Here is a 24,099-nt window from a genome sequence, read left to right on the forward strand (position 1 = left end):
TGTCATCTTGGAAAGATCTTGTAGGCGAACTAGAATGGCTTTGATTAACCATTCTACCGTTTGCTACCAAGATCCTTTCAGGATGACAGAAAGGAGATATAAACATGTGTACAATGAAAAATTTGCACATTTTCACATCTCCAAATTTTCAAATCTAAATGCTGTTATAGCCGAAACGGTCCAGGAGGCGTTTGTCGGCGCGCCAGTTCTCGTTCACGCGTACGTAGAGATCCAGGAACACTTTCTTCTGGAAGAACTCTTCCATGTCTATACGGGCCTGGGTGCCTACTTTCTTGAGCGCGGCGCCTTTGTCACCAATCACAATGCCTTTCTGACTTTTGCGCTCCACGCTGATCTCGGCACGCATTCTGATGATGTCGTCATCTTCCTTGAACTCCTCAATCACCACCTCGCAACTGTAAGGGATTTCTTTTTTGTAGTTGAGAAAAATTTTCTCCCTTATCATCTCAGCCGCAAAGAAACGCTCAGGCTTGTCGGTTAGTTCATCTTTGGGATAATACGCCGGATGCTCGGGCAGCAAGTCCAGAATTTTCTGGAACACCCCCTCCGTACCCTGGCTGTGCAGCGCCGAGATGGGCAGGTATTCCTGTGCCGGCAACTGCTCTTTCCAGTATTCTATTTTAGCGACTACCTCTTCCTGGTTGGCCTGGTCAATCTTGTTAATGAGCAGCAGAATGGGCGCTTTGGCTTTGCGCAGCCGCTCTACCACCTCGCTCTCATCGTGCTTTTCGTAGATATCAGTCACGAACAAGATCACATCGGCGTCTTCCAGGGAAGCGTGTACAAAGCGCATCATAGACTCATGCAGCTCATACTGCGGCTGAATGATGCCGGGCGTGTCTGAGTACACAATCTGGAAATCCTCTGAGTTGAGGATACCCATGATGCGGTGGCGGGTAGTTTGGGCTTTAGAGGTGATGATGGAGAGTTTCTCGCCTACCATCACGTTCATCAACGTGGACTTGCCTACGTTAGGCTTGCCTATGATGCTTACAAACCCTGCTTTGTGCGGCTTCTCTGCCATTTTCACCTCCTTTTTAAAATAGTTTGCAAAGGTACGGCTTTTTAACGAGTTCTCCCTCAGGAGCTAAAAGTCTGTCTTTTAGGTACGCAGTAACCCGGCTTACGTTTTGTAGCTGTTTTCTGGAAAACAGCTCAGAAAAATATCAAAGGTCTTCCTGGCCTCCGCTGGCGCGAGCTTCCAGCTCGTGTCCGCACGCGTTGCGGGATTACCCCTGTTGATTGTTCCGGAATATTATTGTTCTGAAAAAGAGGATCAGGAACGCGTGCGGACACGAGCTGGAAGCTCGCGCCAGCGGAGGAATGTGTTTTTGGGAAAGTGAAGTCTGCTTTATTCTCAAAGAAGAGTTAAAACATTTTCCTGTCCTATCCGCTTATCAGCTTTAGGCTTGTTTCCCAGAAAACAACCTTGAAACAGAAGTAGTCGTCTCTATAAGACATTGTTATTATCTATAGGAAAATGATGCATATCATGCCTTTGGCCCGTGCCAACTGCTTCTCAAATCCGTATCTTTGCAGCTCAATTGAAAGCGTATGAAAAGTGGAGCCACTGGCAAAACAGGAGTATTATTAGTGAACCTCGGCACGCCGGACTCTCCCAGCGTACCGCACGTGCGCAAATACCTGCGCGAATTCTTATTAGACAAACGGGTGCTGGACATTGCGGCGCCTAACAGATACATGCTGGTGAACGGCGTAATTGCCCCTTTCCGGGCCCCAAAATCGGCGAAGATCTATGCTCAGTTATGGACCGAGCGCGGCTCGCCATTGCTATTCCACGGCTTGGACCTACAGCGGATGGTGCAGGAGAAACTGGGCAAGGATTACCACGTGGCGTTTGGCATGCGGTACCAGAGTCCCAGCATTGAGAAGGCGCTAAGGGAGTTGCAGGAGAAAGTGGTGGACCGCATTGTGGTGTTGCCGCTGTTCCCGCAGTACGCCTCGGCCAGTACCGGATCTGTACAGGAGAAGGTGATGGAGATTGTGAGCAAGTGGGAAGTGATTCCCGATATCAGGTTCATCAGCACGTTCTGCAACCATCCTGGCTTTATTGGTACCTTCGCCGAGATCGCCCGCGAGCACATGGCCAAGCGCGACTATGACCATTTCGTGTTCAGCTACCACGGTCTGCCCGAGCGCCAGATTTTGAAGGCCAGCACCAAAGGCTATTGCCAGCTAGGTGCCTGCTGCAACACGTACCACAGCCGTAACCGCTACTGCTACCGGGCCCAGTGTTTTGAGACCTCGCGGCAATTGGCCAAAGCCCTGAACATCCCCGAAGACAAGTACACCGTCTCTTTCCAATCCCGTTTAGGAAAAGATCCGTGGCTGCAACCCTACACCGATTTTATCTTGAAAGACCTGGCCGCTGCCGGCGTGAAAAGCGTGCTGGCGTTCAGCCCCGCCTTTGTGGCCGACTGTCTGGAAACTACCATTGAGGTAGGAAAGGAATTCAAGGAGGAATTTGAGGCGGCTGGCGGAGAGCACTGGCAACTGGTGGAGAGCTGCAATACGCATCCCATCTGGATCAATGCCGTGACGCAGATGGTGCTGGAAGCCTAGAGCAGGATTTTCTGGATTAGAATAATTTTCAGGATTAGGTTATTAATTAAAGAAAGAGGCGTTTGGGGCTGTTTATGTAAAAACAGCTCCCAAACGCCTTCTTATTTTTAGCTGATACGAGACTTCTGCCTCCAGGCAGAAGTCTCGTATCAGCTAAATCCTGAAAATCATTATAATCCAAAAAGTCCTGCTTCTAGATACGCTTGAAATCCACCCATTTCTCAGTAATCACGGGTGAATGGTTGAGGATTTGGTCTAGTAAGACATCGCCCTTATCAGCGATGATGATGTTGTTGCGCTGCTCGGCCTTTACAAAACCTTCTGTGACGCTGTGATCCATCATCTGCAGGAATGGATTGAAGTAGCCGTTCACGTTGTACAACGCGGCCGGCTTCTGGATGATTTTGAGTTGGTTCCAGGTCACGATTTCGCAGAACTCATCAAACGTCCCGAAACCGCCGGGCATGGCCACAAACGCATCTGACTCAGCGGCCATCAAAGCCTTGCGCTCGTGCATGGTTTGCACCACATGCAGTTGGGTGAGGCCGGTATGCGCCACCTCCATGTCTACCAGGCTTTGCGGGATTACGCCCACTACTTCGCCGCCTCCGGCTAAAACGGCATCGGCAATCACGCCCATCAACCCTACCTTTCCGCCACCATATACCAGCCGGATGCCTTTCTCCGCGAACAAAGTTCCTAATGCTTGGGCAGCTTCTCGGTAAACAGGATTGTGGCCGCTGCTGGCTCCACAGAAAATAGCGATGCTTTTCATGATCTACTGACTTAAAGGTTTGTAGCGGTAAAAGTACGAAAGCCCCGATTTTCACGGCTTTGTTTTGGGGCTATTTTCCCGGAAACAGGCCAAAATCACACGCTCTACCGCTTTTGCTAGATCTGTAGCGTCGTTACACCGTAACGACGTGTTTCAACGAAGCGACAGTTGGTGTAAACAAACCCATCCCCTCGCAACGATTACTTGGCAATGATTTAAGGTTGACCCGGGAGAGACATTCCCGTTTCATAGAGACACGTCGTTACGGTGTAACGACGCTACGTTTTTGATTTAATTCCCAGAAAACAGACCCAAAACAAAACGGGAGCCGCGTAAGTGGCTCCCGTTTTTTATCCTAGTCAAAATGAGAGACATTTTCACAACTCCACATTCCCAAATCTTCAAATCTTAGTACGCTCTGGCGAAGTACACGCGTCTGCTGGAAGATTTACCGGTTACCATGTCCACGCCTTCTTCCTCTGGTGAATCCAGGGCGATGCAGCGGATGGTGGCTTTGGTTTCTTCCTTGATGCGTTCCTCGGTCTCAGGGGTACCGTCCCAGTGGGCTAATACAAAGCCTGGCTTTTCGTCCAGGATGCGCTTGAATTCGTCGTAAGTATCAACTTTGGTGGTGTTGGCTTCTCTGAAGTCCAGGGCACGTTGGAAGATGTTGGCCTGAATTTCATCCAGTAGGGCTGGGATGGTGTTCACCAGGTCATCAAAAGCTTGCGAGCCTTTTTCTTTGGTGTCGCGGCGGGCCACTTCGGCGGTGCCGTTCTCTAGGTCACGGCCTCCGATGGCGATGCGAACCGGAACGCCCTTCAACTCCCACTCGGCGAACTTGAAGCCCGGGCGCTCGGTGTCGCGGTCATCGTATTTCACGGAGATGCCTTTGGCCTCCAGTTGCTTTTTCAGGCCAAGCACCTTCTCGGAGATCTGTGCCAGCTGCTCCTCGCCTTTGTAGATAGGCACAATCACCACCTGGATAGGCGCCAGCTTTGGCGGCAGCACCAGACCTTCGTCATCAGAGTGCGCCATCACCAGGGCACCCATCAGACGGGTACTCACGCCCCAGGAAGTTCCCCATACGTGCTCCAGTCCGCCTTCCTTAGTGGCGAATTTCACGTCAAACGCCTGCGCGAAGTTCTGGCCCAGGAAGTGGGACGTACCGGCTTGCAGGGCTTTGCCGTCTTGCATCAAGCCTTCAATGCAGTAGGTATCCAAGGCTCCGGCGAAGCGCTCGTTGGGCGTTTTCTTTCCCCTGATCACCGGCAAGGCTAGGAAGTTTTCCGCGAAGTCAGCGTAAACGTGCAGCATTTGCTCGGTCTCGGCAATAGCCTCCTGGGCGGTGGCGTGGGCGGTGTGGCCTTCCTGCCACAGGAACTCGGCGGTACGCAAAAACAGACGGGTCCGCATTTCCCAGCGCACGACGTTCGCCCACTGGTTGATAAGCAAAGGCAGATCGCGGTAGCTTTGGATCCAGCCTTTGTAGGTGCTCCAGATGATGGCCTCAGAAGTTGGCCGAACAATCAGTTCTTCCTCCAGTTTGGCGTTGGGGTCAACGCGCAGTTTGCCGGGTTTGTCTGGGTCAGTTTGCAGGCGGTAGTGGGTAACTACGGCGCATTCTTTGGCGAAACCCTCGGCGTTCTGTTCTTCGGCCTCAAACAAACTTTTGGGCACGAATAGGGGAAAATAGGCGTTGGAGTGTCCAGTAGCTTTAAACATGTCATCTAACACCCGTTGCATCTTTTCCCAGATGGCGTACCCATACGGTTTTATGACCATGCACCCGCGCACCGCCGAGTTTTCGGCCAGCCCGGCCCGTTTCACTAACTCATTATACCAGAGAGAATAATCCTCACTTCGTTTAGGCAACCCTTTGCTCATTTTTTGTATCTTTGATAGAGAAGAAATATATAGCGATTCTTAAATAACGCGGCATAGATTTTGCTTTATTTCTTGGGCGAATCCATACCTTTTCGGCTCAAAAATACGTTAATATATCCGAATAGAAACGTTGGCGAACCGGATACTCTTGTTTGGGCTCGTGAATTGATCTAGCATCCATTACCAACAACTATACTCCAATGAAATATTATACAAATAAACTGCTCATACTGCCGCTGCTGGGCTTCCTGGCGGCCGGGTGTAGCACGTCATCCAATCTGCAGACCAGCGAGGCAGATGACGTGTATTTTTCCTCTTCAGACAAAGTAACCTACGTTGAGCCTGTGGCGCAGGAGCAAGAGGTGAGCGAGGCAGACGCCGCAGGAGTGGATGACGCTGACCGGGACATCACCGAGCGCGTGAGCGACCCTGAGTCTTATGCCCAGAACCGCCGCAACAGCACGCCTTACCAGTACTCTTACTATGACGCGCCGTTCGGGAACCCGTACTACGCTTACCAGGCTCCGTTCTATTATCCCGGCCGCTACTACTCCAGAGCCGTGATGATGAACCCTTGGATGGATCCTTTCTATGATCCGTTCTACGGACCAAGTATGGCAAGCATGGCTATGTATGATCCTTTCTGGCCAACCCCTGGTCTCTCTATCGGTATAGGTCTGGGCTTTGGCCGATATTATAACCCTTGGGGATATGGCCTTGGTTATGGCTATGGTTATGGTTACAACCCTTACAGATACGGCGGTGGATACTATGACAGCTTCTACGGTGGCAGGGTGATCGCTAACCGGGTGGCTTACGGACGCAGAGATGACAGAAGTTCTAACGTAGGCGGCCGCAACCCCAATATTTCCCGTGATGGCCGTGGCAGCATTGCCGCCCCAGGCACCCACAGATCCAGCAATGTAACGGCCCTGGAGCCAGGTTACAGAAACCGGTCTTCTTCCCGTAACAGTGTAACCAACGCAGACGGAACTGTACAGCCACGCCGCAGACAGATGCCAACCGGCACTCAGTCACAGGAGATAGGCGTTTCGTCTCAGGAAAGAAGAGTGCGTACCAGCTCCGGAAGCTCTGAAGGCGTACAGCCAACCAGACGCCAACGCTCAGTTGACTACACACCTGCTCCGGTTCAAAGACAAACAGAAACCCGTACCCGCTCTTATGACCCAAGCCCTTCTTATGAGCCTTCCCGTTCATCCTCCTCTGGTTCTTCTGGTGGCGGCGGAAGCAGCTCTGGTGGCGGTGGTCGCAGAGGCAGAAATTAATCCCCCTTCTCTTTAACTACATGAAACGATATAGCTTTCTTTTGGCCTGCCTGGCTTTGCTAGGCAGTGCCGGGAAGAGCTTTGCCCAGAATGAGGTAGATGCTCTCCGTTATTCCCGTACTGAATTTGGCGGCACTGCCCGCTCTATGGGCATTGGCGGTGCCAACGTGGCCTTGGGCGGTGATGCCGGTTCTTTTTCCACCAACCCCGCTGGTTTAGGTCTTTTCAGACGTTCTGAGATCACAGTATCTGCCGGGGTGAACGTGAACGAGGTCAACAGCACGGTCTATGGTTCACAGGCCACCAACAGCCGAAACAACCTCAATATCCCAGGCTTCTCGGCGGTATTCTCTACCCGCAAAGCCGATGACGAGGAAGGTGACTGGCGTTCCAGCTCTTTCGGGATTGGTTTCACCAGACAGAACAACTTCAACCAGCGTAGTTTCTACCGGGCTACCGGCCCTGAGCAGAACCTGAAGTTTGGCGAGTATGCAGCCCAACGAGCGAATGCCTTTGGCCTGAACACCAATTCACTCCAGGAACTGGCCTATGAGACGTACCTCATTGACCAGGATGCGCAGGGATATTATTATCCTAACTGGGTAGAGACAAACGCCTTTCAGGAGAACATCCAGACCACAGGCTCGCAGAACCAGTGGGACTTTGCCTACGGCGCCAGCTTTAGAGACAAGATCTTTGTGGGCGCGTCTCTGGGCTTGACCACCCTGCGTTTCAAGCAAACCAGAACGTACTCTGAGGAAGGCCCAGCCACTGACATCACAGACCTGAGCCTGCGCGATGACCTAACCACCGAAGGATCTGGTTTGAGCCTGCGGGTAGGCGCCATCTACCGGCCGAGTGATGCCTTGCGTTTAGGCTTCTCGGTGCAGACGCCTACCTGGTACACGTTAACAGACCGGTATAATACCAGCCTCACCGTGAACTTCAACCAGGCTCCGGAAGACGGCGCATCGCTGAACCAATACTTCTCCACCGATCCGGGTGAGTACGAGTACAGCCTTACCACTCCTTTCAGAGCCAGCGGTGGGGCAGCGTTCTTCCTGGGTAAAAACGGTTTCATCACTGCTGATGTGGAGTACGTAGACTACAGCAACGCCCGCCTGGACTCTGATGATTCTTTCCAGAACGAGAACCAGACCATCAAGAATGTGTATGATAAAGCCATGAACTACCGCTTAGGTGCCGAGGCTCGGTTCAACATCTTCAGGGTGAGAGCCGGCTATGCCCTGTACGGAGATCCGTTCAAAAACAGTGACGTAGATCAGGCCCGGTCTTACTATACCGGTGGTTTCGGGATCAGGCAAAACAACTTCTTTATTGACGGTGCCCTGGTGTACAGCAAATACAACAGCGTGTACTCGCCTTACACCAACCTGGAGGTGAATGATCAGAACTCAGAGTTCTACAACTTAACGGTGCCAACTGTTACTAATAAAATTTCAAATACCAACTTTATCGCTACTGTTGGCTGGAACTTCTAATAATGTTTCAAGCCTATAAAAGAAAGGGCTCTCCTGATACAGGAGAGCCCTTTCTTTTATAGGCTTGAAGTCTTTAGATATGGATGGCTCTGTTCTCAGTAGCCGCCAGACAAGCTTCTTTCATGGCCTCGGTGTAGGTAGGGTGCGCGTGGCTCATCCGGGCGATGTCCTCAGCAGAGGCACGGAACTCCATAGCTACCACGGCCTCGGCGATCATGTCTGCGGCGCGGGGCCCGATCATGTGCACGCCCAGGATCTCATCGGTTTTGGCATCAGCTAACACCTTCACGAAACCGTCGGTGTCCATAGACGCTTTGGCGCGACCTGAGGCTTTGAACGGAAACGAACCAGATTTGTAGGCTACTCCCTGTTGTTTAAGCTGCTCCTCGGTGAAACCTACGCCAGCCACTTCTGGCCAGGTATATACCACACCCGGAATCAGGTTGTAGTTGATATGCGGCTTCTGGCCTGCCAGTTGCTCGGCTACCAGCACGCCTTCTTCCTCGGCTTTGTGGGCCAGCATGGCGCCTCTGATCACGTCTCCGATGGCGTAGATGCCGGGCACGTTGGTTTGCAGATGGTCGTCTACGGCAATCATGCCGCGCTCTCCTAACTGCACGCCCGCGTTCTCCAGGCCTAAACCCTCGGTGTATGGTTTACGACCTACAGAAACTAAGCAGTAGTCGCCTTCAAACGTAACGGTTTGTCCCTTTTGATTCTCGGCAGTTACTTTCACTGCATCGCCTTCTACCTGCGCGCCAGTCACTTTGTGTCCGAAGAAGAACTCAAAACCGAGCGTTTTCTTAAGTACGCGCTGCAGTTCTTTACCTAGGGCACGGTCCATGGTAGGGATGATGGCATCAGTGAACTCCACCACGGTCACTTTCGCACCTAAGCGGGCATACACTGACCCCAGCTCCAGACCAATCACACCGCCGCCAATCACGATCATGTGCTTTGGTACCTCTTTCAAGGTTAACGCCTCGGTAGAAGTGATGATGCGGTTTTTGTCCAACGGCAGGAACGGAAGGCTGATGGGTTTAGAACCGGTGGCAATGATGGTCTTATCTGTTTCTATCTGCTGCTCGGCACCGTCCTGACCAGCGATTTTGATGGTGTTTTTGTTCACGAAAGAACCCAGACCGTTGTACACATCGATCTTGTTTTTCTTCATGAGGTAAGAGATACCGTCGTTGTTAGATTTCACCACATCGCCTTTGCGGGCAATCATCTGCTCAATGTTCACCTGCAGGTTCTCCAGCTGGATACCGTGCGTGGTAAAAGTATGCGCGGCATTGTGGAAGTGCTCAGATGAATCTAGCAGCGCTTTGGACGGAATACAGCCTACGTTCAGGCAGGTACCACCCAACACTGAATATTTCTCAATAATGGCGGTTTTCAAACCCAGCTGCGCACAGCGGATAGCGGCCACGTAGCCTCCCGGGCCTGAACCGATTACCGTTACATCGTATTTCATGTTCTTTCTTTTTATGTGAAGAAAGGCTCCGTACCCGCTCTTGTCCAGCAGCACGGAGCCTTTCGTTTTTAACTCATTTTTACGAAATCACGCGTAAAGCGCAAGGTTAGACTCCAAGAAGTAATCTCATTGGGTCTTCCAGCAACTCTTTCACGCGCACCAGGAAGCTTACTGACTCACGACCGTCAATAATACGGTGGTCATAAGAAAGCGCCAGGTACATCATTGGGCGGATTTCCACCTGATTGTTGATAGCCACCGGACGGTTCACGATGTTGTGCATACCTAAAATGGCAGACTGCGGTGCGTTAATGATGGGTGTTGACATCATAGAACCGAACACCCCACCGTTGGTGATAGTGAAGGTACCACCGGTCATCTCGTCAATGCCCAATTTGTTTTCGCGGGCACGCTTGGCCAAACGAACCACTTCTTTCTCAATCCCGTCCAGGCTCAGACCTTCGGCGTTGCGGATCACCGGAACCACTAGGCCTTTAGGCGCAGAAACTGCGATAGACACGTCGCAGAAATCATTGTATACAATCTCGGCGCCGTCAATCTGGGCGTTCACGGCTGGCCACTCCTGCAGGGCCACAGTACAAGCCTTCACGAAGAACGACATAAAGCCTAAGCCTACTTCATGCTTCTCTTTGAACTTGTCTTTGTATTTGGCCCGGATGTCCATGATCGGCTTCATGTCTACCTCGTTGAAGGTAGTGAGCATGGCCGTCTCATTTTTCACCGCCACTAAACGACGAGCTACGGTTTTACGCAAGCTGGTCATTTTCTCGCGGCGGCTGTTGCGGGAACCTGGAGCGGCCGGAGCCGGAGCAGCAGATTCTTTGGCAGCTGGTGCAGCAGCGGCAGCTGGCTGTGGAGCCGGAGCAGCCGGACGAGCCTGTGCATTCTGGGCGTCTTCTTTGGTGATGCGACCATCTCTGCCGGTACCGTTCACGTCTGCAGCGTTAATGCCTTTCTCGGAAAGGATTTTGCCGGCAGCCGGTGATGGTGTACCGCTGGCGTAGGTAGTAGCGCCTGAGGTTGCAGCAGCCTGGGCGGGTTGCGCTGCGGCCACGGTCTGCGGAGCCGGCGCAGTAGACACACCAGAACCGGCACCTACTTCAATGCGGCAGATGGTAGCGCCAATCTCCACGGTTTCGCCTTCCTGGGCCACGATTCTCAGAACCCCGGCCGCCTCGGCAGGCAGTTCAAAAGTAGCCTTGTCAGACTCAAGTTCGCAAAGCACCTCGTCCATGCTTACCTGGTCGCCATCGGCTTTGAGCCACTTGGAGATGGTCACCTCAGAGATAGACTCACCTACCGTTGGGATTTTCACGTCCAATGTCTGGCCGGCTCCACCACCTTGCGGCTGGTTAGGGATACCCTGGCTTGGGGTGTTCTCAGCAGCTACGGTGCTCTGCGGATCGGTCACTGATTTAGACTCAGTGAGGCTGTGCTGGGTAGACACAGTGGTAGGCTGCGGAGCAGAAGTACCTTGCGCGGCGCCATCAATGGTGCAGATTACTTCGCCAATGGCAATAGTATCGCCTTCCTGGGCTACAATTCTTAGAATACCGGCAGCCTCGGCGGGTAACTCAAAGGTGGCTTTGTCAGATTCCAGTTCGCAGATAACCTCGTCCATGGCCACCTGGTCGCCATCTTGCTTGAGCCATTTGGCAATGGTTACTTCCGTAATGGATTCGCCAACCACCGGTACTTTTATGTCTAATGCCATAATCTCTTTTTAGATTAAGTTATGTTGTTGAAAATCTGTTTAGGGCCTGCTTTTCAAGAAACAGGCCCTAAACAGAAATTTACCTTAGATAGAAAATGCTTTTTCAACCACCGCGCGTTGCTCTTTCTGGTGGATTTTGTTGTAACCAGTAGCCGGCGATGAGCTTGGCTTACGGGAAACCACGTCATCAATGCCTTTGCGCATCACGCTGAGGATATACGTCCAGGCACCCATGTTGTAAGGCTCTTCCTGTACCCAGAAGATTTGCGCGTTAGGGTATTTGCTCAGCTCGCGGTCTAACTGAACCTGCGGGAACGGATGCAGCTGCTCCAGACGGATAATGGCTACGTCTTTGCGGTTGGTTTTTTGCTGTTCCTCCAACAGATCATAGTACACTTTACCGGTACACAGCAACACTTTGGTTACGGCTTTTGCATCGGCGTACACATCACCAATTACCTCCTGGAAAGAACCCTGGGTAAAGTCCTCGATAGGCGACATCACGTTCTGGTGACGCAGCATAGACTTAGGCGACATGTGGATACACGGCTTCCGGAACGGCGTGGCCAACTGGCGACGCAGCATGTGGAAGAAGTTAGCCGGCGTGGTACACTGGGTCACGTACATATTGTACTCAGCGGCCAACTGCAGGAAACGCTCAGGACGGGCGTTGGAGTGCTCTGGTCCCTGGCCTTCGTAGCCGTGCGGCAAAAGCATCACCAGACCGTTCATGCGCTGCCACTTAGACTCCGTGGATGAGATGAACTGGTCAATCATCACCTGAGATCCGTTGGCAAAGTCACCGAACTGCGCTTCCCAAAGCACTAGTGCGTTAGGATTTGCCATGGCGTAACCAAATTCAAAGCCCAGCACGCCATACTCAGACAGCAGGGAGTTATAGATCTGCAGTTTCTGCTGACCTTCCTGGATGTGGTTCAGGTTGGTATAAGCGGCGCTGGTATTGGCATCATGCAACACGGCGTGACGGTGCGAGAAAGTACCCCGCTGCACGTCCTGGCCGCTCATGCGCACAATTTTGTTTTCTAAGAGGATGGAGCCATAAGCTAACAACTCTGCCGAAGCCCAGTTCAACGTCCGGCTCCCGAAGAACATGTCCTGACGCTCTTTGGTCAGTTTCTCAATCTGCTTCAGCGGTTTGAAGTTCTCTGGCAAAGTGGTCAGGGCTTTCCCTACTTTCTCCACGGCCTCCAAGGAGATACCCGTTTCAGGAGATTGGTTGAAATCCTCTGGTTTGGACCGGCGCAGTTCCTGCCATTCTTTCTCCAGCACCTGGTAGTTGTAAGGCAATGGCTTTTGTTTTACCATGTCCAGACGGTCTTGCAGCATCTGGCGGAACTCCTTGTCCATTTCCTCGGCTACCTTGGCGTCAACTTCCCCGCGTCTGATCAACTCTTTGTTGTAGACTTCTCTTGGGTTGTCATGCTTGGAGATGAGGTTATACAACTGTGGCTGGGTGAATTTAGGCTCATCTGCCTCGTTGTGGCCATGGCGGCGGTAGCACACCATGTCAATAAAGATATCGTTGTGGAAACGTTGACGGTATTCAGTTGCTAGACGCACCGCAAATACCACTGCCTCTGGATCATCACCGTTTACGTGCAGCACCGGAGCGTCAATGATTTTAGCCAAATCAGTGCTGTAGATAGAAGAACGGGCGTCCTCAAAGTCGGTAGTGAAGCCAACCTGGTTGTTGATCACGAAGTGGATGGTACCGCCGGTGCTGTAGCCTTCCAGTTTCGCCATCTGGGTTACCTCGTAACCGATGCCCTGTCCGGCCACGGCCGCATCCCCGTGGATGAGGATTGGAAGGATTTTGTTTGTGTCACGGCCGTACATAGAGTCCAGCTTGGCGCGTACAAAACCTTCTACTACTGGGTTCACCGCCTCTAAGTGCGAAGGGTTAGGTGCCAGTTTCAGGTTCACTTTTCCGCCGGATGGCGTGTTTACCTCACTGGAGAAGCCCATGTGGTATTTCACGTCGCCATCGCCCATGGTCAAATCCGGAACGGCAGTTCCCTCAAACTCAGAGAAGATTTGCTCGTAGGTTTTGCCCATGATGTTGGCCAGCACGTTCAAACGACCGCGGTGCGCCATGCCTATTACCACTTCCTCTACGCCCAGTTCAGAGCCTTTGTCAATGATAGCATCTAACGCCGGGATAGTGGTTTCGCCACCTTCCAGAGAGAAACGCTTCTGACCCAAGAATTTGGTATGCAGAAAGTTCTCAAACACCACTGCCTCGTTCAACTTAGACAGGATGCGTTTCTTATAGTCAACAGAGGGGTTGAAGCCCACCGATTCTTTCTCAGCTTTCTGCTTGAACCACTCCAATACTTCCGGGTCCCGGATGTACATGAACTCAAACCCGATGGTGCCTTCATACACCTTTTTCAGGGTGGCTACAATGTCGCGGAGGGTAGCAGTGCCTAAGCCCAGTTCTGCCCCACTCTGGAATTTGGTATCCAGATCGGCTTCAGAAAGACCAAAATCAGCGAGGTCCAACAGGGCCTTACGGTCTTTGCGGGGTCTTACCGGGTTGGTGTTAGACTTAAGGTGACCGCGGGAACGATAGGCATAAATAAAATTGCGGACTTTGATTTCCTTGTCTATCTCACCGGCAGACGCTCCGCTGGGGGCAGCAACGGCGGCAGCTGACTTGGAAGCCACCGCAACCCCGTTCCCGTTTTCGCTAGGATAGCTTTGGGAGAAATCAAATCCTTCAAAAAACTTCTGCCAACCAAAATCCACTGAACCCGGATCTTGCTGATACTGCTTGTACAGTTCATCAATGTACGCACCGTGCGCGTTGGCTATATATGAGTATTTATCCATAAAAATTGATAGTACTTACCTAATTCAAGGCAAATTATAAAATCTTGACCAATACACATAATCATAAATTCGCATAAACAAATATGCAACCATCATTATCAATTTGATATTGACTTTTGGCGTATTTGCCCGTGCGTAGAAATCTCATGTATGGGATACGTGAAAATTTTTGATTTTGGCGAAATTATGGATAAATAGATAAGAGACAAACCTTTAGTAAAACCAAGCCTTTTATTCCTCTATTCTCTCCCACTCTTTCCAATATTCAATTTTCAGCATACCCGTCTCTTTCTTTTTCCTAGACAGTAAGAACCTCTCTACTGCCTTAGAATTTCTTCTCTAAACACCCTTTGGCAGAACTTTAGTGTGTAGGTTGGCGACAGACTTTCAAGATGATTATTTTCTGTCTCCATGACATCTTCCGCAGTACTGCCGTAGAAAAGGTGAAAGCAACAACTGGTCTTATGGCAAAAATAACCGTCTATTCAGATTATGTCTGCCCTTTCTGTTTTCTGGCCGAGGAGGAAGTAGTGAAAGCGCAGCGAATACTGGGCAAGGAAATAGAGGTGGAATGGATGCCGTTTGAGCTCAGGCCCGAACCCACCCCTACCCTGCGGCCCGAGGAGAATTACCTACAAACCACCTGGAAGAATTCTGTCTACCCTATGGCCGAAGAACTGGGCGTGAAGATCCAATTGCCTGGTGTTTCGCCGCAACCTTACACGCACCTGGCTTTTGAGGGCTTCCAGTTCGCGAAAGAACAGGGCAAAGGCAACGCCTATACGCACCGCATGTTCACGGCCTTTTTCCAGGAGAGCCAGGATATTGGAGACATTGAGGTACTGACCAAACTTGCGGCAGAAGTAGGCCTGGACCCAGATGCTTTCAGAGAGGCAGTGGTCTCCCGCAAATACAAAGAGGCTCACCAGGCTGCCCTTACCCACGCGTACGAAGAACAGAAAGTCACGGCGGTGCCCACCATGATCATTGGGGAACATGCCATCAGGGGGATGCTGCGGGCTCATGATTTAGTAAAAGTGCTGCAAAGCATGGAGTAAAACCCGCAGAAGCGTTTAAAGGCTGGTTTTGCAGAAACAGGCATAAAGCGTAACGGCCTTCAAGGGCGTATCCGCACCCGCACAAAGGCAGGCACCTCACCGGCGGTTTCAGAGAGCTTTGCCTCCGTGATAGGACCCGCCTGCAACTGCACGCCACCAGAATCATCAAAGACTACTGTTTTCTTGCGCCAGCCTTCTACGCTGGACTTATCATTTACCTGGTCTGCTCCAGGGCCGCCGTAGATATTGACATAGCTGCCTTTGGCAGAAGAGCCGTTGACATCAAAAATATCGTCTCCGTTCAGGCCATACATGCTAATTTTTTCGGTTTCACCCACAAAGAAGGTGCGGCTGTAAATTTTCTCTCCGTTGATATTCCCTTTGCCTAGTTTATACACCTCTACCACCGTTCTTCCCTGCGAGAGACGCTGCACCACAAAACGTTCGGGCTCATCGGCTCCTACCACGGCTACCTCTTTGGATAGAATCTTATAGTACTCCTCGGCGGTCTGCACCAGAAGTTGCCGGCGGCTCCTCAGTTTTCTATAGGTGTCTTCTCCTACCAGTTTATACACGGGCGGCGGCATGCGCTTCACCGCTGCGCGTAAGACAGAATCAGAGAGGTTTGCCTGCATCTCCCGGGCCAGCCGCCTGAAATCAACCAATGAGACCTCAGACAGGGCGCGGGCATCCAGGAAAGCCGCATTGATGGTAAGCCCATACACATCCTTGAACTTGGGGTGGAAAGATTCAAACTTGCGCATGGCAAACTTTCTGGTGGCCAGCCAGGGAATGAGCCCGTCGTCATAGAGGCAGAGGGCCTGGTCGCGGTCTTTGGGAATGGGCTTGTACCAAACCTCTTCTTTATGGGCGTAAACGGCCCAATCCCACTGGCCTTCGTGGCGGTCCCAATCGCTGAGCAGCAAATCAAGGAGGCGGGCCCGGGCAAACGCCCACTGGTCTATGCGGTGGCGGCTGGATCTATATCGGCGCCTGAGCATCTCTTCTGTATCCACCAGATCAGTGGCCGCCCCAAACTTCTTTGCCAGCGAGGCCCGGGACGTGAACTTCTCCTCCATCATGAAAAGCTTATTCCCGAACAGGTTGGAGTACTGCTTGAAGTCCTGGTCTGCGGGCAGCACATACACCAGCTGCGGGGTAGGATGGAAAATGCCGGCGGCCTCGGCTAAGGGTGCCACCACCAGCGCGGCATAAGGGTTAGTGGCCGACACCTGGTCGCGTACAAAGGAGCCCACGAAGGTTTTGCGCCAAAAGGGAGAAAGCACGTTGACCGGGTCTTTGTCCAGGGACCGCAGCGCAAACCGCCGGCCCGAGGAATCTGTAAGGGTAAGGCTGGTGGTTTGCATACCACCCCCGATTTTTTCAATGGAGAGCCCACCCAGCACCTCGTTCATGCGAAAGACTTTGGCTTTGACCGGCTCGGCCCAGACCCGCCGGTAATGCCGGCCCAGGAAAAACTCGCCCACCCTGTTGAGCTGATAGTGGTCGCCGGCACTGACCATCACGCTATCCTGCGGAAATCTTTTAAGCCCAGAATCACCAAAGAAGCCCACTGAGCCATTCCTATTTTCAGGAGGCTCGTTGGCAAAGAACAAGCGCACTAATCCGTAAAGGAATAGCGCCCCTAACAGTGCCAGAAAAATCCTCCTCTTCATTTATAAGTTTAGATTTTGAGTTCAGCTTTACCTCAATTGGGCGGGAAAGGTTCAGAAAGAAGGGGCAAAGTCTGTCTCCTTCTTTTTACGGGAAACCGCCGGAAAACATATATCTTTAAGCTTTAGAGCAGAAGTTAACCTTGCGTTGCCCTCTGCGTTAGATTATTCTATCCACAACCTTAATACTACCCTTATGGCAAACAGTGCTACGTACAAAGGCATTACCCCAGAACTGTACAACAACCTTAGAGGCAAATTGAGCGCCGCCGGCATTGAGCTGGCAGGCAACAACGGACGTGTTTCCAAACAAGGCGTGACCGCCGACTATGCCTATGAAGAAGCTTCCCAAACGCTGCAGATCAACAACGTACAGGTAAGCTTTCCGGCCAGCATGATGTTTAGCCCAGACAAGATTATCCAGAAAATAGACGAGGCCGTGCGCGGCGCAGGTGGCCAGGTAGCGTAACTTGCAAAAAAGATTGACCTAAGCGTATTTATTTGCGTATAAAAATCCCGGCCCTGCCTTACGGCGCAGGTCGGGATTTTTCATTTACAAACAGATCACTATCACAGAGAAAAAAACTATGGAACAAACACAGAATACATCTACCCAATTGGTGCAACCAAAAGATTTCGCTAGAACCGTAGAATCTATTGTGAGCGTGTACCAAGGCAACCACGACGTGCTTCCAGACCTGCTTTCTGATGCCGGCAGAATGTTGTTGAAAGTAAGACAGAAAATGACCCCGGTGCAGCTGGTGCTGTCTGTGGCCGCAGTGGCCATTGGCGCCATTGTGCTGGTTTCTTACGGCAACAGCAACCAGTTCTCTGATGCCGAAGAAGTAGTGACTCCTTAAGGCAATTTTTACCTCTAAAGACAAGAGCCCCGCTTATTCTTTTAAGCGGGGCTCTTGTCTTTAGAGGCTGTTTTAGAAGAAACAGCCCCTAAACGGCTTCTTCTCTTCCCGGCTTTGGGGCTATTCCATTATGGGTAGCTAAAAGAAGGCATCTTGGCGGCACTCTCTGGCCAGCGTTTGCGTTTTCTGTACACACGCCACCCGCATGCCCAAGAAAAAGAAGAAATATGCAGCCACAGAAACTGCACCACTTACCGCCCAGGAACGTATTAGCCGGTACATGCGCGGGAACCGGGCCAAGCACACGCAGCCCGAGTTGCTGCTGCGCCGGGCACTCTGGCACGGCGGTTTGCGGGGTTATAGGCTGCACTGGAAAAAGCTACCGGGCAAGCCCGATGTCTGCTACCCCGGCCGCCGGCTCGCAATCTTCATTCACGGGTGTTTCTGGCATCGCTGCCCGCATTGTTTGCCGGCCATGCCTAAAACCAACCTTTCTTTTTGGACCGAGAAATTTGCCCGCAACCAGGAAAGAGACCAACGCCACCGGGAGAAACTGAAAGCCGACGGCTGGCAGGTGCTGGTGATCTGGGCGTGTCAGCTACAGGACGATCTGGATGGTTGCCTTTTCACCGTCAGAGCATTGCACGCAGGTGCCCCCGAGAGTTACTGGCTGGAGGCGGCGTAGTCTAGCTTCACTAAAGCTCTTTTTGGCCTAGCCACCATCTTAAGTTTTAGTTATCTGTTCTGGGTCTGGTTTCTGAAAATCAGATGTAAAACGAATCTGGTTGTGGATTCTTTAAAAGGAAATTCTCCAATAAAAACACAACCATACAAGTCTTTTGCAGGTTCATCCACCTTCAGGACTCCTGCCACATCTTCTATTCCTAGGCGCCTCAGGTCAAATTAATAGTTACTTTTACCATAGCGGTTAGCTACTCCCACTGCACGGGCACGCCCAATTTTCTAGCGGCGTAACCGGCGGCCGAGGCGTGCAGCCTGGGCAACATTTCGTTCACGACATCGGAAAATTCTACGTGCAGGTCTTCGTGGAGTTTTCTTAGTTTCTGCAGCATCTCCTCGGCGCGTTTGGCCAGGAAAAGACCCAGTGCTTCGGTTCCTCCGGTTAGGGTCTGCAGCATCTCTTTCTGATGCACTAACACCTCCTGCAGCAGCAACAGAAGCAGGCTGATTTCCCCATACACATCATTAGTTATTTTGGCGTGGTAACTCAGGGGCGGGCACAAGGCCCGGAGACAGATAAGCAGTTCATTAGCGTTATAATAGAAGCCTTGGGTAGCGGTTTGCACCTGTGCGGCCAATGTTTCGCGCCTAAGTTCCAATTCCTCGGGGCCTTCCAGCAGCTCAAACCGAAGCTGGTCCTGCAGCACGGGTTGGGCATTCAGCAGTTGAAGCAGCAATTTGTCTTTGCGGGTGGCAGGCAGGGCCAGAATAGCCTGGCGCAGGTCTTTCTCTAGTGTGGGCATAAAATCGTTCTCTCCCGGGATAACAAGTAAAACGGGCTACTTATTCCATCTGGGGCAACTTTCTGAAAATCCTTGTAGTCCCGGCTCTTCTCCGGAGCTAAAAATCTTAAAAAAGCTATCTTCTTAACCTAAAAGGGCCCAAACTGCGTAAACAGCGGCAAACGTGTCTGGTTGTCCCCAACTTATACCTAAGAGTTTCTTCCTGTTTTAGCCTCGGTTTTTGGAAAAGAAGCCTAAAACAAAGAAGCGGCCAGCATCTAATATCATGACCATGAGAGAACTTTTACCCTTGAGGGTAATCCTGCTTCAGATTTGCGCCTGGCTAATAGGCCCCGCTGTGGCCTTGGCCCAATTGCCGGCTCTGCCATCTGACTCCCCATCGTACACCGTACTGTTGGCCGGCCGCTCGGCGCCTGGCCAAAGCTCCACCGCGCCGCTGCCGCTGATGCAAAACCAACTCAAGAGCGCGGGCAAAAACAGCACCGTTGTATTCATCGGCAACCCGTTCCAGCCCGCCAGATTACCTAGCGTTTCTGCCGCCAACCGCAAAGAACTGGAGGCTCAACTCCAGACCCAGCTCAATTACCTGCAGGGCTATGAAGGAAAGATCATTCTCATGCCGGGCGAGCACGATGCCAAAGGCCGTTTGGTGCCCGAGGTCAGAAACCAGGAACGCTTCATCTCCCAGTACCTGAAAAACGAGCAGCTCATTCAGCCGGAGAACTACTGCCCCGGCCCCGCAGACATTGCCCTCACCGATGATGTGCACCTGCTCCTGCTGGACACCCAGTGGCTTCTGCCCAACCGCCGCATGGACGACGACAAAGAACAGCGCGGTTGCCCCACCACCGGCGGCACCGCCACACTGGCTGCCCTGGATGACGTGCTGCGCAGCAACGAGGACAAGAACCTGCTGGTAGCCATGAGCATATCGCCGGAGATAAAGGGCCTGGAATACCGCCTCATGCACCGTCAGTTGGCCCAGATGTATAGCCAGCACAAAGGGCTGGTCCACGCCGAGGGGAACTCCGCGGCCCTGACCCATGCCTTCCATGACAGCATCCATTACCTGGGCGCCGGAGCCGGCATGAAAAAACTGCCTCAGCCCCACGACACACAACCATCTTTCAAACAGGCCTCGGCAGGGCTGGTGAAGCTAATGTACTTCCCCAACGGCGAAACCTGGCTGGAGATTTGGACCGCGCCAGACGCGCAAAGCGCCCAGGGACAGGTGGCTCACCGCATGCTGCTTTCCCGCAAACCCACCCAGAAACAACTGGAGGAGCAAACAAAGAAAATGAACATCAGCTTCGCGGGGAAAACGGCCACGCTGCCCGCCAGCCAAGTGTACAGAGCCAGCGGTTTCCGGGAGTGGCTCCTGGGCCAGAACTACCGCCCTGAGTGGGAAGCGCCCGTTACCTTGCCGGTTTTTGACATAGGAACCCAGAACGGCGGCCTCAAAGTGGTGCAGCGCGGAGGTGGTTTCCAGACCGTGTCTTTGCGGCTGGAAGACAGCACCGGTCGCCAGTACGTGCTGCGTTCCGTAGAAAAGTACCCAGACGCGGCCCTGCCCCGTATCCTGCGCCAGACCCTGGCCGCCGATGTGGTAAAAGATCAGATCTCGGCCTCGCACCCGTACGGCTCCCTGGTGGCACCAAAGCTCGCCGATGCCGTGGGCGTGTATCACACCAACCCGCAGTATTTCGTGATTCCGGATGACCCCAGGTTTGGCAGGTACCTCAAAGGGTTCGCTAATACCATTGGCCTGTTTGAGGAGCGCCCCGATGAGGATATGTCTGACATGCCCAGCTTCGGGAACGCCAAAAACGTGGTAGGCACTGACAAAGTCCTGGAAAACACCCTGGAAGACCAGAACGATGAAGTAGACCAGCTGAGCCTGCTGCGCGCGCGCCTCCTGGATTTCTTCATGGCCGACTGGGACCGCCACGATGACCAGTGGCGCTGGGCCGAGTTTGAGAAAGAAGGCAAAGGAAAGATCTATAAACCCATCCCGCGCGACCGCGACCAGGCTTTCTTCGTGAACCAGGGCGTGATTCCAAACATCGCCAGCCGGCGCTGGATTCTTCCCAAGGTGCAGGGTTTTGACGAGAGCCTGCGCGACATCAAAGGCTTCAACTTCAACAACCGGTACTTTGACCGCTACTTCCTCACCGGCCTGGAGCGCTCTGACTGGGTAGCCATGGCCGATTCTGTCCGCGCCAGCCTCACCGACGAAGCCATTGAAGAAGCCGTGGGCCAATTGCCGCCTGAGATCCAGAAAATCTCCGGAGCCCGTCTGGCCAACACCTTAAAAGCACGCCGCGCCTACATAAAACGCGATGCCGAGGACTACTATGAGTTCCTGGCCCAGAAAGTAGACGTAGTAGGCACCGACCTGGACGAGCGTTTTGAGGTGCAGCGAGAGGCCGGCGGCGCCACCCTGGTGACCATCTACAAAAAAGGCGGCAACTCCGCCAAAGACCAGCTCTACCGACGCCTCTTCCAACCCGGTGAAACCCGCGAGATCAGACTGTACGGTTTAGGTGGGGCAGATGAATTCAACGTGCAGGGCAAAGCCGAAGACGGCATCAGGGTAAGAATCATTGGGGGCGATGGCCAGGACAAGATCACGGACAGTTCCAGCGTGGCAGGCTTGCGCCGCCTCACCTACGTCTATGACCAGCCCAACGGGGCGCAGCTGCAGTTAGGCCCCGAGGCCCGTAACCTCACGCACCTGCGCAAAACACCCGTGTATGACCGCAGAAGCTTCAACTACAATTACCTGGGGCCGCTGTTGTCCCTTGAATCTAACCGCGATGATGGTCTGTTGCTGGGCGCCGGCGTGTTGCTCAAAACCCAAGGTTTCCAGAAGCAGCCCTATGGCATGATGCAGCGCTTGGTGGGCACCTATGCTTTTAACACCCAATCCTTCCTGGTGGACTACGCCGCGCATTTCCCTAGACTGCGGTTAGGCATGGACGTGAAGCTGAACGTGAACTTCAAGAGCCCCGGCTTCGCCGAGAACTTCTTCGGGTTGGGCAATGAAACAGTCTTCAACCCAGACATTGACATAGATTACTACCGGTTCCAGTCATCGCAGCTTTATGCCAACGCTTTATTGGGTGGCAAGCTCAGCGAGTACGAGAGTCTCTTTGCGGGACCGGTGTACCAGAACGTGAACGTGGACCGCACCACCGACCGTTTCCTGCCAGATCAGTTAAAAGGGTCTGACCAGTTTGTGGGGTATTATGAGCCAAAAGCCTATGCTGGTGCCCGGGTAGAGTACACCCTGGATTCCCGGGATCATCCGGCCTTGCCGGCCAAAGGTGTGTTCTGGCAGGTAGCCGGTGACGTGTTGAAAGGCGTAAACCAGAGCGCTTCAGACGTGGCGCGGGTGCATTCTCAATTTGCCCTCTACCAGACCATACGCATTCCTCTGAAACTCACACTGGCTACCCGTTTCGGCGGCGGCCACACCTTCGGAGATGGCTTTGAGTTCTTCCAGGCGCAGTATCTGGATGGGCCTACCATGCTGCGGGGCTACCGGCGCAACCGCTTCAGTGGGCAGAGCAGCTTCTACAACAACACCGAGGCTCGCCTGCGCCTGTTCAGCTTCACCACGTATCTGTTCCCAGCCTCACTGGGTATCTTAGGGTTCCATGATATTGGGCGCGTATGGATGAAGAACGAAAACTCAGACAAGTGGCACCGAAGCTACGGCGGCGGACTGTGGATTTCACCCCTGAACCAGATTGTAATCTCCGCCGGGTTTGCCTCCACGCCAGAACAGAGCCAATTCCTGCTGAGAGCCGGTTTCCAGTTTTAGGGTGAACTTAGAAGGTTCTATTCTTGACGCATATCGTCCCCCTTTAAAGGGGGTAGGGGGATGACTACTCGTGCTGATCAAGGCATTCCCGAATTGTAGGGGCAATCACTTGTGGTTGCCCTTTCTCTTAGCAGAATTCACCGGTTCTTGATGCGACCTTGTCATCCCCCTATCCCCTTTAAAGGGGGACGGAATGCTTGCAAACCACTAACCTTTAAAACAGAAAAGGCTGACCTGCGGGTCAGCCTTTTCTGTTTTGGGGCTCTTTTCTTGAAAAGAGCTGTTAAACGCCTAGTTCAGGAAAATGGAGAACAGCTCAAAACGGTTTGAGGAGAAACTCCAGTGTGAGGGCGATGGGTGAATCTCTTCGCCGGCATCGTCAATAATGGTCACCGCCATTCCTTCTTCCTGGTTCAAAGGCTCTGTAAAATGCTTTACTACATAAACATGCCCTTCCTGAACCCATTCTTCAGGCTCAAAGCTAGGAAGGGTGGCATCAATGCACTTGGCGTAAACCGCCATATAGCTAGGTGGATAGATCAGATTTACCATGTCTTATTAACTATAAACAGGTGAGAAAAATTCCGACGGCACATGACTCTCTTCTTTGCTGTTCTCTTAAACTCCTCCGTCCAGATCACATGTACCTCGGGATATTGGTATGACTAGTTTACGCACGGATTCTGACTTTTCCAACTCCGCGGGTTAGAATTTCTCGGCCAGAAGACACCCTCTTTTTCATCTGCTCGTACAAACACATGCCGGCTCTGCCGGTTTTTACTTGTTTTTGAAATATAAATCATACTGCACCATGGAAAACGACAATAAGTTTAACGAAAAGGAAAAGCTGCCTAACGGAAAAGAATCTCAAGATGAGCTGAAAAACACCTCAGAGGAACCAGGTGCCGAGGCCAAAGGCAACGCCAGTTTCAAACAGGGTGGCCAGCAGCCGGGCAACAGCCAAGGCGGCCAGGGCGGCAAATCCACAGACGAAGACGAGAACTCCCGCCATGATACCGGTGATGAACTGAGCGTTTTTGGCCGTTTAGATAGTTAATCAACCTGATCTGGACAGATAT

At 52.4% G+C, this 24,099-nt stretch carries 18 protein-coding genes; 9 read left to right on the top strand and 9 right to left on the bottom strand.

The genetic code is table 11. The features are described 5' to 3' along the window. Nucleotides 1–154: 154 nt before the first annotated feature. Complete coding sequence (gene era, locus J3P35_RS00435) at nt 155–1,045, bottom strand: GTPase Era (protein ID WP_210462036.1); 891 nt, start codon at nt 1,043–1,045, stop codon at nt 155–157. A gap of 530 nt (nt 1,046–1,575) precedes the next feature. Between era and hemH the strand changes: the two genes are divergently transcribed. Next, a complete protein-coding gene (hemH, locus tag J3P35_RS00440) occupies nt 1,576–2,604 on the top strand; it encodes a ferrochelatase (protein ID WP_210462037.1) in 1,029 nt (342 codons plus the stop codon). 193 nt (nt 2,605–2,797) lie between these two features. Here the strand turns inward: hemH and J3P35_RS00445 are convergent, their stop codons facing one another. Together J3P35_RS00445 and proS are read right to left on the bottom strand one after the other, a co-directional pair. After that, nucleotides 2,798–3,379 carry an LOG family protein gene (locus J3P35_RS00445; RefSeq protein WP_210462039.1) on the bottom strand — a complete coding sequence of 194 codons (582 nt, stop codon included), beginning with the start codon at nt 3,377–3,379 and terminating at the stop codon, nt 2,798–2,800. 408 nt (nt 3,380–3,787) lie between these two features. Further along, nucleotides 3,788–5,266, bottom strand: a complete 1,479-nt coding sequence (gene proS / locus J3P35_RS00450) for a proline--tRNA ligase (RefSeq protein WP_210462041.1) — start codon at nt 5,264–5,266, stop codon at nt 3,788–3,790. A gap of 200 nt (nt 5,267–5,466) precedes the next feature. On the opposite strand from proS, the gene J3P35_RS22150 reads away from it, so the two are divergent. Further along, nucleotides 5,467–6,552: a hypothetical protein gene (locus tag J3P35_RS22150; RefSeq protein ID WP_210462044.1), complete on the top strand. Its 1,086-nt coding sequence runs from the start codon at nt 5,467–5,469 to the stop codon at nt 6,550–6,552. Between the two features lie 20 nt (nt 6,553–6,572). Next, nucleotides 6,573–8,054, top strand: a complete 1,482-nt coding sequence (locus J3P35_RS00460) for an OmpP1/FadL family transporter (protein ID WP_210462046.1) — start codon at nt 6,573–6,575, stop codon at nt 8,052–8,054. A gap of 73 nt (nt 8,055–8,127) precedes the next feature. Here the strand turns inward: J3P35_RS00460 and lpdA are convergent, their stop codons facing one another. The 3 genes from lpdA to J3P35_RS00475 form a co-directional block, all read right to left on the bottom strand. Next, nucleotides 8,128–9,531, bottom strand: coding sequence for a dihydrolipoyl dehydrogenase (lpdA, locus tag J3P35_RS00465; protein ID WP_210462048.1), 1,404 nt, complete (start codon nt 9,529–9,531; stop codon nt 8,128–8,130). 106 nt (nt 9,532–9,637) lie between these two features. After that, on the bottom strand, nt 9,638–11,266 hold the full coding sequence (gene odhB, locus J3P35_RS00470; protein WP_210462050.1) for a 2-oxoglutarate dehydrogenase complex dihydrolipoyllysine-residue succinyltransferase: 1,629 nt from the start codon (nt 11,264–11,266) through the stop codon (nt 9,638–9,640). 84 nt (nt 11,267–11,350) lie between these two features. Continuing rightward, nucleotides 11,351–14,119 (bottom strand): 2-oxoglutarate dehydrogenase E1 component, encoded by a 2,769-nt coding sequence (locus J3P35_RS00475; protein WP_210462052.1) that lies wholly within the window; start codon nt 14,117–14,119, stop codon nt 11,351–11,353. A 464-nt stretch (nt 14,120–14,583) separates the two neighbouring features. On the opposite strand from J3P35_RS00475, the gene J3P35_RS00480 reads away from it, so the two are divergent. Then, nucleotides 14,584–15,177, top strand: coding sequence for a DsbA family oxidoreductase (locus J3P35_RS00480; RefSeq protein WP_210462054.1), 594 nt, complete (start codon nt 14,584–14,586; stop codon nt 15,175–15,177). 59 nt (nt 15,178–15,236) lie between these two features. Here J3P35_RS00480 and J3P35_RS00485 read toward each other — a convergent pair whose 3' ends face one another. Next, nucleotides 15,237–16,853 (bottom strand): hypothetical protein, encoded by a 1,617-nt coding sequence (locus J3P35_RS00485; RefSeq protein WP_210462056.1) that lies wholly within the window; start codon nt 16,851–16,853, stop codon nt 15,237–15,239. Between the two features lie 193 nt (nt 16,854–17,046). Between J3P35_RS00485 and J3P35_RS00490 the strand changes: the two genes are divergently transcribed. The 3 genes from J3P35_RS00490 to J3P35_RS00500 all read left to right on the top strand — a co-directional run bounded on the left by J3P35_RS00490 (nt 17,047) and on the right by J3P35_RS00500 (nt 18,395). Continuing rightward, on the top strand, nt 17,047–17,319 hold the full coding sequence (locus J3P35_RS00490; RefSeq protein ID WP_210462057.1) for a hypothetical protein: 273 nt from the start codon (nt 17,047–17,049) through the stop codon (nt 17,317–17,319). Between the two features lie 118 nt (nt 17,320–17,437). Then, the gene (locus J3P35_RS00495) at nt 17,438–17,710 is read left to right on the top strand and encodes a hypothetical protein (RefSeq protein WP_210462058.1); all 273 of its coding nucleotides are present in this window, start codon (nt 17,438–17,440) and stop codon (nt 17,708–17,710) included. A 205-nt stretch (nt 17,711–17,915) separates the two neighbouring features. Then, complete coding sequence (locus tag J3P35_RS00500) at nt 17,916–18,395, top strand: very short patch repair endonuclease (protein ID WP_210462059.1); 480 nt, start codon at nt 17,916–17,918, stop codon at nt 18,393–18,395. 247 nt (nt 18,396–18,642) lie between these two features. On the opposite strand, the gene J3P35_RS00505 is transcribed toward J3P35_RS00500, so the two are convergent. Then, nucleotides 18,643–19,194 carry a hypothetical protein gene (locus J3P35_RS00505; protein ID WP_210462060.1) on the bottom strand — a complete coding sequence of 184 codons (552 nt, stop codon included), beginning with the start codon at nt 19,192–19,194 and terminating at the stop codon, nt 18,643–18,645. 271 nt (nt 19,195–19,465) lie between these two features. Between J3P35_RS00505 and J3P35_RS00510 the strand changes: the two genes are divergently transcribed. Next, on the top strand, nt 19,466–23,020 hold the full coding sequence (locus J3P35_RS00510) for a BamA/TamA family outer membrane protein (protein ID WP_210462061.1): 3,555 nt from the start codon (nt 19,466–19,468) through the stop codon (nt 23,018–23,020). A 291-nt stretch (nt 23,021–23,311) separates the two neighbouring features. Here the strand turns inward: J3P35_RS00510 and J3P35_RS00515 are convergent, their stop codons facing one another. Next, nucleotides 23,312–23,572, bottom strand: coding sequence for a hypothetical protein (locus J3P35_RS00515; RefSeq protein ID WP_210462062.1), 261 nt, complete (start codon nt 23,570–23,572; stop codon nt 23,312–23,314). 259 nt (nt 23,573–23,831) lie between these two features. Between J3P35_RS00515 and J3P35_RS00520 the strand changes: the two genes are divergently transcribed. Next, entirely contained in the window at nt 23,832–24,077 is a 246-nt protein-coding gene (locus J3P35_RS00520; RefSeq protein WP_210462063.1) for a hypothetical protein, read from the top strand. Nucleotides 24,078–24,099: the final 22 nt, after the last annotated feature.

It is taken from the genome of Rufibacter roseolus, from assembly GCF_017916365.1.
In the GTDB taxonomy this organism is placed as follows: Bacteria; Bacteroidota; Bacteroidia; order Cytophagales; family Hymenobacteraceae; genus Nibribacter; species Nibribacter roseolus.